14 protein-coding genes are annotated in these 14,876 nt (G+C 36.8%); 9 read left to right on the top strand and 5 right to left on the bottom strand.

The annotated features are described in order from the left end of the window. The first annotated feature begins 16 nt into the window (after positions 1-16). The 3 genes from rlmD to KHA88_RS17690 all read left to right on the top strand — a co-directional run bounded on the left by rlmD (position 17) and on the right by KHA88_RS17690 (position 4,800). Entirely contained in the window at positions 17-1,408 is a 1,392-nt protein-coding gene (gene rlmD / locus KHA88_RS17700) for a 23S rRNA (uracil(1939)-C(5))-methyltransferase RlmD (RefSeq protein WP_249313312.1), read from the top strand. 619 nt (positions 1,409-2,027) lie between these two features. Continuing rightward, complete coding sequence (locus KHA88_RS17695) at positions 2,028-2,360, top strand: hypothetical protein (RefSeq protein WP_213099725.1); 333 nt, start codon at positions 2,028-2,030, stop codon at positions 2,358-2,360. Between the two features lie 160 nt (positions 2,361-2,520). Then, entirely contained in the window at positions 2,521-4,800 is a 2,280-nt protein-coding gene (locus KHA88_RS17690) for an ATP-binding cassette domain-containing protein (protein ID WP_213122617.1), read from the top strand. Positions 4,801-5,258: 458 nt separating this feature from the next. Here the strand turns inward: KHA88_RS17690 and KHA88_RS17685 are convergent, their stop codons facing one another. Beyond that, positions 5,259-6,956, bottom strand: coding sequence for a M3 family oligoendopeptidase (locus KHA88_RS17685; RefSeq protein ID WP_213099728.1), 1,698 nt, complete (start codon positions 6,954-6,956; stop codon positions 5,259-5,261). Positions 6,957-7,324: 368 nt separating this feature from the next. On the opposite strand from KHA88_RS17685, the gene KHA88_RS17680 reads away from it, so the two are divergent. Then, complete coding sequence (locus KHA88_RS17680) at positions 7,325-8,092, top strand: class I SAM-dependent methyltransferase (protein ID WP_213099729.1); 768 nt, start codon at positions 7,325-7,327, stop codon at positions 8,090-8,092. A gap of 50 nt (positions 8,093-8,142) precedes the next feature. Here the strand turns inward: KHA88_RS17680 and KHA88_RS17675 are convergent, their stop codons facing one another. Beyond that, on the bottom strand, positions 8,143-8,361 hold the full coding sequence (locus KHA88_RS17675; RefSeq protein ID WP_213122616.1) for a hypothetical protein: 219 nt from the start codon (positions 8,359-8,361) through the stop codon (positions 8,143-8,145). 89 nt (positions 8,362-8,450) lie between these two features. Here KHA88_RS17675 and KHA88_RS17670 point away from each other — a divergent pair, with 89 nt between their 5' ends. After that, positions 8,451-8,906, top strand: coding sequence for a GNAT family N-acetyltransferase (locus tag KHA88_RS17670; RefSeq protein ID WP_213099731.1), 456 nt, complete (start codon positions 8,451-8,453; stop codon positions 8,904-8,906). A gap of 688 nt (positions 8,907-9,594) precedes the next feature. Here KHA88_RS17670 and gerQ read toward each other — a convergent pair. Further along, positions 9,595-9,993: a spore coat protein GerQ gene (gene gerQ, locus KHA88_RS17665; RefSeq protein ID WP_430413677.1), complete on the bottom strand. Its 399-nt coding sequence runs from the start codon at positions 9,991-9,993 to the stop codon at positions 9,595-9,597. 77 nt (positions 9,994-10,070) lie between these two features. Further along, positions 10,071-10,493, bottom strand: a complete 423-nt coding sequence (locus tag KHA88_RS17660; protein WP_283247458.1) for a cell wall hydrolase — start codon at positions 10,491-10,493, stop codon at positions 10,071-10,073. 326 nt (positions 10,494-10,819) lie between these two features. On the opposite strand from KHA88_RS17660, the gene KHA88_RS17655 reads away from it, so the two are divergent. The 3 genes from KHA88_RS17655 (at position 10,820) to KHA88_RS17645 (ending at position 13,078) form a co-directional block, all read left to right on the top strand. Then, positions 10,820-11,317, top strand: a complete 498-nt coding sequence (locus KHA88_RS17655) for a YehS family protein (protein ID WP_213099734.1) — start codon at positions 10,820-10,822, stop codon at positions 11,315-11,317. A 20-nt stretch (positions 11,318-11,337) separates the two neighbouring features. Further along, positions 11,338-12,045 carry a M48 family metallopeptidase gene (locus tag KHA88_RS17650; RefSeq protein ID WP_213099735.1) on the top strand — a complete coding sequence of 236 codons (708 nt, stop codon included), beginning with the start codon at positions 11,338-11,340 and terminating at the stop codon, positions 12,043-12,045. 586 nt (positions 12,046-12,631) lie between these two features. After that, on the top strand, positions 12,632-13,078 hold the full coding sequence (locus KHA88_RS17645) for a GyrI-like domain-containing protein (protein WP_213099736.1): 447 nt from the start codon (positions 12,632-12,634) through the stop codon (positions 13,076-13,078). A 309-nt stretch (positions 13,079-13,387) separates the two neighbouring features. Here KHA88_RS17645 and KHA88_RS17640 read toward each other — a convergent pair whose 3' ends face one another. Next, on the bottom strand, positions 13,388-13,546 hold the full coding sequence (locus KHA88_RS17640; protein ID WP_213099737.1) for a hypothetical protein: 159 nt from the start codon (positions 13,544-13,546) through the stop codon (positions 13,388-13,390). A 150-nt stretch (positions 13,547-13,696) separates the two neighbouring features. On the opposite strand from KHA88_RS17640, the gene KHA88_RS17635 reads away from it, so the two are divergent. After that, on the top strand, positions 13,697-14,590 hold the full coding sequence (locus KHA88_RS17635; protein WP_213099738.1) for an SH3 domain-containing protein: 894 nt from the start codon (positions 13,697-13,699) through the stop codon (positions 14,588-14,590). Positions 14,591-14,876: the final 286 nt, after the last annotated feature.

Here is a 14,876-nt window from a genome sequence, read left to right as displayed (position 1 = left end):
TTTATTCGAAAAGAAAATGAGTGATCATATGAAACAGGAAAATGAACCCTTAATCAAACTTAAACAAAATTTTCCCCTTACAATAAAGCGACTTGGAATTAATGGTGAGGGAGTAGGCTATTTTAAAAGAAAGGTCGTCTTCGTGCCAGGAGCATTGCCAGGAGAAGAAGTAGTTGTTGAAGCTGTAAAAGTTCAACCGAAATTTACAGAAGCCATTGTAAAAAAAGTTCGCAAACGATCTCCGTACCGAGTAAAGGCCCCGTGTCCTGTTTACGAACAATGTGGTGGCTGCCAGCTTCAACATTTGCGCTATGACCAGCAGCTGAAGGAAAAACGCGACATCCTGATCCAGGCTTTGGAACGGCACACCCGCTTTCATATTTCGGAAATGGACATCCGGGAAACAATCGGAATGGACGACCCCTGGAAATACAGAAACAAAAGCCAATTCCAGCTACGAGAAATGAACGGAAAAGTAATCGCTGGTCTATATAGTATGGATTCCCACCGCCTAATTGACGTTCCTGAATGCATTGTACAGCATCCAGCTACGAATAAAGTGAATAATGCAATAAAGCGGATTTTCCAGGACTTTAAGGTTCCGATTTATAATGAAAAAACAAAAAAGGGTATCGTAAAAACGATCGTAACGCGAGTAGGCATCAAAACGGGACAAGTCCAAGTAGTCATCGTCACCGCTGGAACAAAGCTACCGCGCAAAGAAATGATTGCAGCTGAAATCCAAAAACGTCTACCTGAAGTCGTTTCTGTCATGCAAAATGTGAACCCGAAACAAACATCACTCATTTTTGGCGAGAAGTCATTCAACATTACTGGCAAGGAATTCATTGATGAGAAAATGAATGAATTCACATACGAATTGTCAGCCCGAGCTTTTTTTCAGTTAAATCCCGAGCAAACAGTGAAATTATATGACGAAGTAAAAAAAGCCGCTGCATTGACTGGAAAAGAAAAAATAGTAGACGCCTACTGCGGTTCCGGCACAATCGGCCTATGGGTAGCTGAGGGAGCGGCCGAAATCCGAGGAATGGACATCATCCCAGAATCTATCGAAGATGCAAAGAAAAATGCCCGCAAACACGGAATCAAAAACGCCACATACGTAACAGGAAAAGCGGAAGACATCCTGCCAGCATGGCATAAACAGGGCTGGCAACCTGATGTAATCATTGTTGACCCACCTCGTACAGGGTGCGATCAAAAGTTTTTACAAACATTGCTAAAAATAAAACCTAAGAAATTTATTTATGTTTCTTGCAATCCGTCTACGTTGGCGAAGGATTTGCAGACGATTAGCCATATGTATGAAGTGAAGTATATTCAGCCTGTGGATATGTTTCCGCAGACAAGCCATGTGGAGTGCTGTTCGCTACTCATATTAAAATAAATTGGATTCACCAGTGAGTAAAAAAAGCTAATAATTAGCCTAACTTATCGATTAATCTGATTTATAGCAATCGAAAAAAAGAGCACAAAACGGAATGAACCCAAAATTTTGCTGTGACTATCCTTTTGGGGTCAAATCAAAAAATGTGCTCTTTTTTAATTTATTATAGGTAATCGGAATATAGTGTGGAATTCTAAAATCAGAATTTTTAAGTTTCCCCTGTGAATTAAAATCACCCTTTAATGGAAGAAAAAGCTTCTTTTCATGCGATATAAACACCGAATGGCTATCAATTACTTTTTGACAAGTTTGCCATATTATGAAAATATTAAATAGACAATCTAGCATGCCTCTAGCTCTTTCACATTTTAAAAAATACCTTGTACAAATAAAATCCAAGAAGAATGAAAACAACTGATGGTTTAATGACACCACAGTTTTTGAACAACCTCTAAATTGAACTTCACGATATTCCACATTTACACCCTTTTTTTCTAGACTATTTCAACAAAAATTGTAAAAATACAAACCTGAAAGGAGTGGCAATCAAACTATTTTATTATCATTTTTTAGCTTTCTGAGGCTATGTATATTATTTAAATTTGAAGGGGGAAAATTAATGGGTCACGATATTTTGGGCTACAATAGAGCCGGAGAAGAAGTTGCCTATGCACGTTTTAGCAAGGGAAATTATAATTCTACCATACTTTACCGTCTGCTTGATGCATATGATTATTTTGCTGGAGTCAGCGGCTCAGGAGACAGCACCACTTTTTCTAAACAACAAATTGGAAACGCTTTAGATACCTTCAATCAATTATACAATAATGATGCTTCTTCTCATTCAAGTTGTGAGTCCTTACCAAGGGATCAAAAACAAATCCTGGATTTTATAAAAAACTGTTTAGCAACAGCACAAAAGGAAGGTAGTGTAAAAGTGTTTTTTGGCTAATGTTTTTTAGACTTTTTGCTGAATTCCTCAATTATTATTTATGATAAACACTGAAAAAAGCTTCAATAACAAACTTGAAAGGTATTCCTCCTATCAAGGGTGGCTAGACTTGTAGCGAACTGAAAGAAGCATATTAGTTAAAATCAGAAAGGATGACAAAATGTCAGAAATAAAAGATGAAATTATTTTAAGGGGGCTTAAAGAAAATAATTTAAAAAATGTAGACTTAAACATACCAAAAGAAAAAATCATCGTATTTACTGGTCTTTCAGGCTCGGGAAAAAGCTCAGTTGTTTTTGATACATTAGCAACAGAAAGTAGAAGACAAATGACTTTGAACTATCCTCTCTATGTCAGAAATCAAATGCCAAGGTACGAAAGACCCCAAGCCGATCTTATGCAAAACTTAAGCCCTGTTGTTGTAGTGGAACAAAGACCTATAGGGGGCAATCCCCGCTCAACAGTGGGCACCTATATGGATATAAATCCATTGATTAGACTTTTGTTCTCAAGAATAGGAAAGCCATCCATAGGTTCTGCCACCGATTTTTTGATTCAAAATTCCTTTGGCAGATGTCCAGAATGTGGTGGATTCGGGGAGGTAGTTACGCCCGATCTAAATAAGATGATCGATTACGAAAAGTCACTTCGAGATTATGCGGTGAAATTTAAGCCATTATCGCCTTCGGGTTGGCAAGGCAGATGGATGATGACCGGTGGTTTATTCGATCCAGATAAACCCATAAAGGACTACTCAGAAGAAAAACTCTACCTGCTATTATATGGTCCCCGAGAAGGTGAAAGAGTCTATGCGCCGTTTCACACAAAACACGGACCACAAAATCATGAGTGGGATGGGTTATTGCCCAGATTTACGCGACTCTATATAAATAGAGATATCTCAAAGCTAAAAGAAGTATCCCAAGATGACGTCTTAGCAGTATCAACTGAATTCTTATGCCCAACCTGCCAAGGTTCAGGCCTAAATCCAAAGGTATTAGAATGTAGAATAAATGGCTTAAATATCGTGGAATATGATGGATTAGAGCTCCCAGAAATACTTGAAGAACTAAATAACATAAAAGAGCCTATGGGAGAATCTATAGCACAACAAGCAATTCTACATGTAAAACAACTAGTTGACATGGGACTAGGATATTTGAGTCTATCTAGAAAAATAGGCACCCTGTCTGGTGGAGAAGCTCAAAGGGTAAAAATCGCTCGTCATTTAGGGAGCAGTCTAAACAATATTACATACATTTTCGACGAACCGAGTGCAGGACTCCATCCAGAAGAAGTTGATATGTTAATACAGATGCTAAGAAGGCTAAAAGACCAACATAATACTGTTATCGTAATCGAACATAATCTATCAGTAATAAAAGTAGCGGATGAAATAATAGAAATGGGACCAGGAGCAGGGGTAAATGGAGGAGAAGTTGTCTATCAAGGGAAATTAGAAGGACTAGATAACTCACCCACCGCAACAGCCCTAAACCACAAGCTAAAAATAAATAAAAATCCAAGGGCTATAAAAAGTTATTTTACAATAAATAGAGTAAGTAACAATAACTTAAAAAATATAAGCGTAAATATTCCAAAAAATGTCTTAGTCTCTATATGTGGGGTATCAGGTTCAGGTAAAAGCTCCTTAATGTTGGAAGTGTTCACCGAATTGTATCCAGAAACTATAATGGTAGGCCAAGGCGGCATAGGAATTTCCAACCGTTCGACCCTAGCTACATATATGGGAATTATGGACGATATTCGCGCAATATTTTCAAAAGAAACAGGACAACCTGCAGGTTTGTTCAGCTTTAACTCTGCGGGAGCATGTCCTATCTGCAAAGGAAAAGGAGTCCTAACGCCAGACGTAGCATTTGCAGATCCGGTGACAATCCCTTGTGAAGCATGTGGCGGTACGAGATACTCAGACGAAGTACTGTCATATCAATATCAAGAAAAAAATGTAATAGAGATTTTAGATTTAACAATAGACGAGGCTATCAAATATTTTAAAATGCCAAAGATCATAAAAAGAGTGCATACTCTAAAAGACGTAGGATTAGGGTATCTCACCTTAGGACAGACGACAAGTTCTCTTAGCGGAGGAGAAATCCAACGTTTAAAACTCGCAAGCCACTTGCAAAAAGAAGGACAAATCTATCTATTAGACGAGCCATCCTTAGGACTGCACACAGAAGATAATGAAAAACTCTTAGACGTATTTCAAAATCTCGTAAACAGAGGTAATTCTGTCATAATAATTGAACACAATCTAAACTTTATAGCTGCGAGCGATTGGGTAATAGAACTAGGTCCAGGAGGAGGAAAACAAGGCGGGCAAATTATATTAGTAGGTACACCAGAAAAAATGTTAAATGCAGAGACATTGACAGCGAAATGGTTAAAGGATCGAGTTAGAAAACATTTCACTTAAAGGGATAATCTATACCTAATGTTAATTTTCTTAAGGCGTAAGATTGTCATTATTTTTGATATGGTTTAATTATAAAAATGATAAACTAACTAATTGTCTTGGGTTGAATAATAGGGTGCAATACTTTAGATGAAAAGCTGCATTCTTTATTCAACGGGGAGGTTACTGGAAGAATAGCCCGAAATACAGGAATTCCTTTGATTATTACAGAATATTTTATTAGGAATGTAAATTTCTAATTAGCTGCGATAATTGAAGAAATTATTGAAAGGTGGGGTTATTATGGGGTCAAGAGTCATGCTAGGCTCAAGGCAGCAACTTCATTCTTCTCGGGCAATCGAAAATATTGTGGACAAATTTTTTGACTGTAAAGCAAAAGGTACAACTAGAAAATTTCTCTAGTTGTACCTTTTTGAGCGGAAAACTAAGCTAAGAATCGTCCCCGTGCTCCCACTTCGTCAATGAATGTCTTGAATGACTTTTTCTAGGAATTCACCCATTCGCTTAACGGCTGGCTCTGAAAAATCAAAACTGACCCCAGTTTCTTTATAAACAGCTGCGATGGATTGATTATAGTCTGCACTTGCACCTTTTTTAAAGGATTCAACAGCTTGCTCTGGGTTGTTCCGATAATTCTCAAGTAATTGTAGAGCACCAAGCATCGAGATGGAGTATTCAATATTATAGAAAGGAACTTCGAAATAATGAAGGGTTCCTACCCAACTCATCCCAATTTCTTGCTCCAGCCCAGAAGTATCGACAGGGTTTAAGCCATAGCGTTTTGAGATTTCAAAGTATTTTTCATCACGCTCTTTGGCAGTGTGTTTAGGATTTGTATACATCCAATGCTGGAAAAGATCCCCTGATAATGGGCCGTATAACATTGTAAATGCCCGTCTCAGCTCTTCACGCTGTGCGCTCTTAAAATCCGCTTCTTCTGGATAAAAACGATCCAGCTTATCCAATAAGAGCAATTCCATCCCATGAGAATACAGTTCAGCAATTTCCATTCTGTGCTGGTAGTCTTCAGTAGGACCGTGTTCTGAAAACTCGAGGTACCCATTCACTGCATGGCCCATTTCATGAATTAATGCGATCAGAGAGAAAAAGGATGGGCTAAAATTCGCAAAGACAAAGGTATCCCCTGAAACAGGTAAGGAGGTACAGAAACCACCTGGGCTTTTTCCTTTCCGATCCCCAAGATCTAGTAACCCATTCTCTCTCATATAATCGAAACGGTCTGCAAAATATGGGTCGGTCTTCCCTAAAATCTCAGAAACTCCATCCATAAGAGCAGACACCTCAGAGTATGGTGGGTTTTTCATCAATTTAGCCGTGTTATCCCAAGGGCGATATGTATCGACACCAAGCTTGGACTTAAAAACATCTGCGAGTCGATTCCAAGCTGGAATAATATGTTTTTCTACATTTTCATGAAAGTCATAACAATCTTGGACACTATACTCACGGTTTTTAGCAACAAATATATAATCACGATAATTTTCAAAGCCTGCATTTACAGCGATTTGATGGCGTAGTTGAACGAGTTCGTCCATGATAGCATCCATATCGGGCTTAATTTGACGAAAGGCAGAACCCATCTTGGTATAAGCTTTTTCTCTTACTGATCTGTCTAGATGATCAAGTTGGGATTGGATAAATGGAAAAGGCTTTTCCTCTCCCTCCCATTCAACTGTTAAGCCTCCCATAATTTCACTATACTTCGTATTGAGCTCTTGTTCTCTTACCATTAATGGAATGTTTTCTTCTCTGAACAGTTTAATTTCAGACTCGCGAACTCGTCGCATTAAGCCGTAGCGGTTTTCATCTAATTGATTTAAATAAGGAGACTTACAGCATTTCTCATTCAGTTTAGCTTTATATTTCATTAAAAGTGGTTGAATGACTTGCTGATCGTGAAGATAAGTCGCCTTGATGTCAGCATCCTCTGTGTTACGGTAGAAGTCCACTTGGTGACCTGTCATCGCTTCCGTGATTTTAATCATTAAATCCTTTTCATCTTTTAACCACTTTTCTAGGTCAGAAAGGGATTCAATCGGAACCTCAAGTAAACTTCGAATTTGAGCTTCGACCCCTTCTACATCTTGTAAATCAATTAATTCTTTATAATAATTATGACTTATATCTTGTGTCATGGATAACTCTCCTTCCCCTTTAAATTATTATAATCATCTCAATAATTATAATATAGTTTTCTAGATTATTAAATATAGCGTTTTCAAAAGGATCAACAATTAATTCTTTAAAGAAAGATGATTGCGGCCCCTTTTTCTTGTTCCACGAACGGTGCAGCTTAATTAACAAAGGATTAGTTTATTGAAAATTTCAGTTTTAACAATTGTCCAAATTTTCACCTTGTGTTAATGTTATTACAATAAATTAGAAAGTGAGTGATTTTTGTGATAGTCAGCTCAAAAGTAAATTCAAATAAAATTGAGGTACTGAAGGCTTAATCTAGTATTATTGCCCTTCAGGAAAAACAAAACACGGAGGGTAAACATTTATGTCTTTTAGTTATTACGGAGAGCTTTGCACGGAGGTTTATGATTTAACGAAAAAAATAGGACAATCATTTGGTGGAGATATAGAGTTTTATCAAGAAAAGCTTAAAAAATGTAAGGGACGCATTCTGGAAGCAATGGTTGGTTCCGGACGTGTAATCATTCCTCTTTTAGAAGCTGGTCTTAATGTGGACGGAGTTGACTATTCTGCTGAAATGTTAGCTTCTTGTCGTCAACGCTGTAAAGAACGTGAATTAAATCCAAACTTATATCAGTCAGATTTAAGGGAACTATCATTACCTTACAAATATGAAGCTATTATAATTCCCGCTGGTTCTCTCTTATTAATTGAAAATCGCGAGGATTCAATCCAAGTATTAAAGAAACTTTATGAGCATCTTGAAACTGGTGGAAAATTAATACTTGACCTTTTCTTACCAGACGATAGTCTTCAAGTTGGAGGTTTTGAAGGAACTTCCACTTTTAACCTTTCAAATGGTGATATTATCACTATGGAAGGTAAACTTGTGGAGGTTGATTTTCTTAACCAATACAAGGTTTCATATTTAAAATATGAAAAATGGCGTAAAGGTAAACTTATCCAGACCGAATTACAACGTTTTGCATTGCGTTGGTACGGTGTTGAGGAGTTCAAATTGGTTTTGGAGAAAATTGGTTTTTCAGAAATCGTTATCTCAGCTAATTTTATAGAAGGTAAACAACCAACAAATAGCAAACAACAAATCGTTTATGAAGCTGTTAAATCTTAAAAATATAATAACCCTTACAGGCAACAAAGTTTTTTTGTAGTGATTTTATTTTAAGGGGACATAGTAGGAGTGAAAAACGGGAAAAAGTCGAATCTTTTTCTCGTTTTTTTCATAAGAAAAGTCATTAAAAGTACAAACATATAGGCTCCTGTGCCACCTGCATGTCCCCAAACATTAAATAATTTTGGCGTGAGTAGTGGAACTGTTTTAAACTGCATTATGCCATAACCGTAATCAATTCCTACACCATACTTCGCTTTATCACCCATCATTTTCTGAAGTGTTTCTTGCTAAAGAAGGATAATATTTAATTCTTAAAGAATTAAGAAATAAAATACTTAATACAGGGGGGAAAATAATGAAATTTATTTTTTTAGACTTTGATGTTATTAAAGGAGAAGAAATTGATTTGCATCTGATGAAAACAGTACCAGGAAACAAGGATAAGAACTGGGTTCCAGCTTATCATTTCAATATTTCTTTAAGTGGTTTATCCAAACCTATCGGAAAAATAGATATTCGAATTGGATACAACGAAAACTTATATTATGGTGGTCATATTGGATATTCAGTTAATGAGCAATATAGAGGTAATCACTATGCTGCAAAAGCTGTATGGCTTTTGAGGAAAGTAGCACATGCTCATGAAATGGAGAAACTGTTCATTACTTGTAATCCAGATAACATCGCTTCAAGAAAAACATGTGAGTATGTCGGAGCTAATCTTTTAGAAATCGTTGATGTCCCCAAAGAAAACGAAATGTATCAGCGAGGAGAAAAGGAAAAATGTATATATGAATGGGTGTGCACTTAATTTAAGAGCAGCCCTTTTTGTGCTAACGGGTGCGTTTCGATAATTTGGTTGAGACGCTTTTTAACTGAAAAAACAGGTTATAAAACTGGTCACATCAGTAGGAAAACACTTCTTTACATCTATTGCTAAATTGAGTTTATATTGAAGGAGTTGATTCGCTTGATAATCTTCGCAGAAATTTTGCATGCAATTTCTATAGGAGTACTGGTTATTAGTTCTGCTTTTTATTTTCGGCATTTGGTAAAAACTAAGAAACAAAGAAAACTATCAACTTTTGAATTTGTCATGTACATAATAATTCAGATTGCGTATCTATTATTTACAATCAGTTTATTGATTTCTATATTTGTTGAGTGATTGTTGCGAGGGATTAAACTAACTAGGATGTTACGATTTGAACAAAACTTTAGCCACGCATTCCCCTTCCAAATCAATCATTTGGTGGGGGTGAGTGGTGAAAGGGACAATTAGAGTTAAAGTATAATCTTTATTTTAATGTACTAGAAATCGACGCCAGTAGGCACATCTTGTTTCTAGATATATACATCACCGAGTGATTTCCTGCAGCAACGTAAGAGGCGAAACGCTCGCTTCAATTTATTGCCGAAATTGCATTCTATATGTGGTCATAACTAAAAACCCGCTCATTTTCCAAAAAGAAGTAAGCGGGTTTAAGCGTTCAACGAACTCACTCCGTTGTTGTTAGGGACGCCTTGATATCCGGACTAATTGCCGATTGAGGATAGTTAATTCGTTCTCCGAATTCTACCCAGTCGAGATTTGCCATCATCAACAGATAGCGTTTACCGGAGGAAGGATCGCTGATGATAAGGTGATCACGACCAGCCGTTTCTATCCGTCCGTGGTAAACCATTGCATTCCATTTGCTGTTACCTTGATAAGTAAAGTAGAAAGTACCTAACTTACCTTTGTTGAAGCGTATGATATTTTCGATAAATGATTCTTCCACCGCGCCTCCCGCAAATTTCTGCCCAGTCCCGATAGGAACCACTGGGACACTATATGAAGGTCCAGATGGCATATTCGCTGGGAAGCCGCCAGGTTGTTGTGGGCGACTAACTCGCATCATGGAAGCTGGATAATGATTCATTAGATTATAACTAGAGTTTCCATAAGTCATGAGAAGATCAACTCCTTTTTAATTTATCTATAAAACTCAGGGCAATAGCCCGGTACTCCAACATAGAAGCAATGGTTCTTGTGCACAAAGTCAAACTTCGTCATTGGGGATCTTGGCATCGTTTCGGTACAAGGAGCTCGGTATCTTTTCCCGGGACTGGGATTAAAAAACCACAAACTCATTCTTGAACGAGGTTCTCTATGTCCATGTAACAAATTCCTAGCCCTCTGGAGGTCAGCTTCTGTGGGACGTTGTGTATATAGTGCTCCATTTAAGACAGGCTCGAAATGAGGAATATTAGTTCCGGGTATGGTTTGATAGATCGCATGTCTGATATTACGCAACCCTTTGAAGTCAGGAGCACAGTCAGCTTCGACTCGATTGGCCACAACTGTTCCCACCATGTTCATCCCTTGAACTCCTTCGCCGGTCGCTTCCGCCAGCATGAGCCTCGCTAACTCCTCCACGTCACGTGAAGTATGTTTTATTCGTCTACCCATTTTCTCACTCCTTTGGCTTATACAGATAACTTATTACCCGAAGCTGGTTTTGGTAACTTGCCTATGAGCCCAAATAATTCGTTTCCATCCGATGTCCAACTAGTTAGCGGAAAAAATGAATGTAGATTTGGAAGAGGAAGTATCTATACTGGGAGTTGCCTATTTACTTTTTTGATATCTGATTTGCGATGAGGTAGTATTAGATTAATCAATTGGTCAGTATCTTTGTTGGGACAGAGGATTGACAGTATTTTGTTTTATGGAGGTCTATTGTGGATAATAACGATATATTAATACGATTAAGATATGCGCTGGAAATTAAAAATAAGGAAATGGCAGAGATCTTTAAACTTGGGGGAGTGGATGTAACAGTACCAGAAGTAATAAAGATTCTCACAAAATCAGACGCGTATGATGCGGAAAGTGACGAGCAAATAAAATGTGATAACAGTATGTTTAATTCATTTTTAAATGGTTTTATTATTTATAAAAGAGGAAAACAAGAGCCGGAACTAGGGCAGCCTGATACGCCAGAACCATCTATAAAGAAAATTGGAAATGTTAATAATCTCCTGTTAAAGAAAGTGAAAATTGCATTAGCATTAACAACTGAGGATATGCTGGATATATTCGAAAATGCAGGAATCACGGTTACAAAAGGGGAGCTGGGCGCTTTATTAAGAAAAGAAGGGCATAAGAATTATAAAGAGTGCGGAGATAAATATGCCAGGAATTTCTTAAAAGGATTAGCGATCAAATACAGGGGATAAACCTTAATACGGGAGATAACATGATACATAATCACTTAGGTGAGACATTACGTTTTGATATCAAGTACAAAAATCGTACGTCTATAGGGATAACAATAGATAGTTTTGGAAGTGTTGAAGTTCAGGCTCCGAAAGGGACACCTGATGAAAGAGTGCATCAGTTAGTAGAAGAAAAATGGGATCTTATACAGCAAAAATTAAAAGAAATGAAGGATAGGCTGTTGGGACCGCAGAAAAAGGTCTATGAGTATGGTGAGAGTTTTCTTTATTTAGGAAACAATTATCCCATTGAGATCTTCCAAGATATAAATATAACGCAAGAACATGTAGTGTTTGAAGGTGGGAAGCTCCATATATATGTAAAGCAGCCTGACACTGAAAAAATAAAACAAGCTTTGAAACGATATTATTACCAGCAGTGTAAGGCATTGGTAGAAAAAAGCATTTCATACTATCAAAGCAACTTCAAAACAAAACCACGTTCTATTCGTATCTCGGATAGCAAAAGGACTTGGGGAACCTGTGATTCGAAGCTGCAGTTAACATTTAATTGGCGACTAGCGATGGCGCCACCTGAGGTCATTGACTATGTAGTAGTTCATGAAATGTGTCATATGGTTCATCTGAATCACGACCGATCCTTCTGGCGCCTTGTTGGAAAATTAATGCCTGATTATAAGGAAAAGGAAAACTGGCTGACTTTATCAAGTTGGAAAATGACTGTTTAGTAGTCCCGAAACCAGTTACGAAGCGCAAATTTAATAAAAAAGACGAAAAAGATACTTTTTTATTCAAAACAAATAAACATTGCGGAAGGAATAACACACTAGCACCCCATGTGTTGCCACATGGACTCTGTGCATGTTGAGTCAGTTTGCGTAATATATAGACCCGTTGCCTAAAATAAACATCTCTCATTCTGACCCCGATTTTGTGAAAATAAACATTTCCGATTTCGGGGTCTTTTTCTGTCCAAACCCTTGCTGCTCCTGTCTTCTTTCTGATTTCTTTTCTTTTTTTTCTCGGAAACAGATTGAACTGCCTCAAGCTCTTTAAGAACTTTGCGCTTTTTTACATTAGCTTGTTTGTTCGCGCATTCAAAAAGTTTACTTCCTTTAAATAGTTTAAAAGTGAACGTAAGTCCTATAAGATTACGTGAACAAGCTTGTTAAAGTTTAGAAGACATTATGAAGGATTGTACTTAATCTAACGGGTCAGATTAATTAAGTGAAAACAGATTGCATAAAAAGGAATTTAATCAGTTTGAAGAGAATTGGAATATGAGTGGTTATAAAAGTCTTTGGGGGGATAATGGTGGATTGTAAAAAGGTTAAAAAAATCTTTAGAGTTGTAGGCATAAAAGGAGGTGGAGCTTTTGCTAATTTTGGTACCGAAGTTCCAAAACTAGCCCAGCAATTTCTAACTCGTTTAGATGAAGTTGGAAATCATTCGGGTACTGAAATAGCTCTTTTCGAGCCTAAAAGGGATGCTAATCATCTGGATGGTAACTATTATGTAGGATTAATTGTTAATGATACTCTAAAAGAAGTTCCAGTTGGGATGGATTATATCGAAACTGCTCAAGCCTATGTCACGACTAGGGGGAAAATAATTAATATCGATTACCTACATAACCAATTATTAAAATGGGCAGATAATCAGGGGTATAAAAGGGATTTGGAATCTCATATTGTTGAGACCTATCATCCAATGGAAAATGGTGAGGAAGAAGTAGAAATTTATTTACCAATTCATATTTAAATTCCCGTTGCTTAAAACCCATTCTGTAAATTTATGGTGGATTTTATCTTATTCCACTAATGGAGGCTTTCCTTAAAAATCCGGCTACTACAAAAGCAACCTTTATTTTATTCGACCGGGGGAGTTTTGCACATTTGCTATATTTTATTAATTTTTCTTTAGCTAGATATTCACAGTCAAACGCTTGAGGTGGTTTTTCTAACAAACCGTACTTAATCATTAAATTTGCAGCATCTCCATCAAATCGAAATGAGAGGTGTAAGGTGTTAATTTTGAAACGGAAAAATAAAAAACCACCAGAGTGGTTTTTTAATCTCGCATTGCTCCTGCCTCTCGGGAAGTCATTGCACCTTGTCCTTCGCTTACATCTTTTTGAATTTCTTGTTTTACTTTTTGTGCATCAGTTCCGGCAAATTCTGGTTTTATAATAGAACCCAAATTTTTTTTTGCTTGTTGATCCTGTTGCATACAAGCCCTCCTCCAATTATAAATTTACAATTTTATTATTTACATCAATACTCGATATATCACAGATTTTAAGCAAATTCACTTAAACTTAGGAGTTATACTTAAGCTTGTAATTAATGAGCGGTTACAAGTTGAGGGGGAGATGAAATCATGAAAAAGTTAATAAATATATTTTTAACAACGTTATTGATATTTGTAAGTTTCTCTATGGTTAACGACCAAAAGGCGGAAGCTGCAAGTAAGACGATGTATGTCACGGCGACTTCACTAAATGTAAGAGCAAAGGCCACAATAAAATCCAAGATCATTGCAACTGTCAAAAAAAATACAGCTGTAACGGTGCAACAGAAAAAAGGCAGTTGGAGTAGAGTGACCGTAAATAAAAAAATAGGCTGGGTATCTACTAAATACTTGTCTTCCAAAAAACCAACTGTTCCTAAAGATAATAATCTTGCAACAGGCTTAAAAACGGTAGACAAGAACAAACAATTGATTCTGGTCACATCTAATGGATTCAACTCAAGATCTGCTGACATTCAAACGTTTGAAAAAAATTCAAAGGGAGAATGGATTCCTGTTCTGATAATAAAGGGCCATATTGGAAAATACGGCTTCACAAACAATATGCGTGAAGGTGGAGCGAGTTCTCCAGTCGGAAAATATACAATTGGAACAGCTTTTGGTCAAAAAACAAATCCAGGAACGAAATTGCCTTACCGAAAAATTACGAGTGATGATGTTTGGGTAGATGATCCTAAATCCCCTCTTTATAACACCTGGCAATCTAAAAAGAAGACAAAGGGCAAATGGAAAAGTGCTGAAAATATGACTCATCCACTGTATAAGTATGGATTTGTCATTAACTATAACACCAAGAGAACACCATACAAAGGAAGTGCTATTTTCTTCCATATCGGTGATAGCTATACGTTAGGATGTACAGCTACATCTGAGGCTAATGTTATTAAAATCTTAAAGTGGTTGGATCCAGCTAAAAAGCCTGTGATTATTCAAACGCCTATTGGTAACTTGAATAATTACTAAACGAAAAAGATAAGGGAATTCTTAAAGATTCCAAGACTAGACATTGGACAAAGAAGAAACTTCTTGAACAAAAATTTAAATACATTTTAAATTTAAAAGAGCCTTGAATAGGCTCTTTTTTAATGGCGATAAAAAGACTTGTTTTACCAATTCCTTTAAACTCATTTAAATTTTTATCAGAGTTCAGCGTTTTTTTATTTACGGAAAATTTGAAAATTATTTTATTGACTTAGGTTTAATATGGCAATACAATTAAATGAAACCGGTTTCAAAAATGTTTCTTGAA

Source organism: Lederbergia citrea (assembly GCF_018343525.1).
Classification (GTDB): Bacteria; Bacillota; Bacilli; order Bacillales; family Bacillaceae_C; genus Lederbergia; species Lederbergia citrea.
Note: the sequence above shows the minus strand (reverse complement) of the source record. Positions and strands in the feature narration are given on the sequence as shown.

Coding starts and splice junctions, on each gene's coding strand:
- rlmD (WP_249313312.1), top strand. CDS start 17: ATGAGTGATCATATGAAACAGGAAAATGAACCCTTAATCAAACTTAAA.
- KHA88_RS17695 (WP_213099725.1), top strand. CDS start 2,028: ATGGGTCACGATATTTTGGGCTACAATAGAGCCGGAGAAGAAGTTGCC.
- KHA88_RS17690 (WP_213122617.1), top strand. CDS start 2,521: ATGTCAGAAATAAAAGATGAAATTATTTTAAGGGGGCTTAAAGAAAAT.
- KHA88_RS17685 (WP_213099728.1), bottom strand. CDS start 6,956: ATGACACAAGATATAAGTCATAATTATTATAAAGAATTAATTGATTTA.
- KHA88_RS17680 (WP_213099729.1), top strand. CDS start 7,325: ATGTCTTTTAGTTATTACGGAGAGCTTTGCACGGAGGTTTATGATTTA.
- KHA88_RS17675 (WP_213122616.1), bottom strand. CDS start 8,361: ATGGGTGATAAAGCGAAGTATGGTGTAGGAATTGATTACGGTTATGGC.
- KHA88_RS17670 (WP_213099731.1), top strand. CDS start 8,451: ATGAAATTTATTTTTTTAGACTTTGATGTTATTAAAGGAGAAGAAATT.
- gerQ (WP_430413677.1), bottom strand. CDS start 9,993: ATGCGAGTTAGTCGCCCACAACAACCTGGCGGCTTCCCAGCGAATATG.
- KHA88_RS17660 (WP_283247458.1), bottom strand. CDS start 10,493: ATGCTGGCGGAAGCGACCGGCGAAGGAGTTCAAGGGATGAACATGGTG.
- KHA88_RS17650 (WP_213099735.1), top strand. CDS start 11,338: ATGATACATAATCACTTAGGTGAGACATTACGTTTTGATATCAAGTAC.
- KHA88_RS17640 (WP_213099737.1), bottom strand. CDS start 13,546: ATGCAACAGGATCAACAAGCAAAAAAAAATTTGGGTTCTATTATAAAA.
- KHA88_RS17635 (WP_213099738.1), top strand. CDS start 13,697: ATGAAAAAGTTAATAAATATATTTTTAACAACGTTATTGATATTTGTA.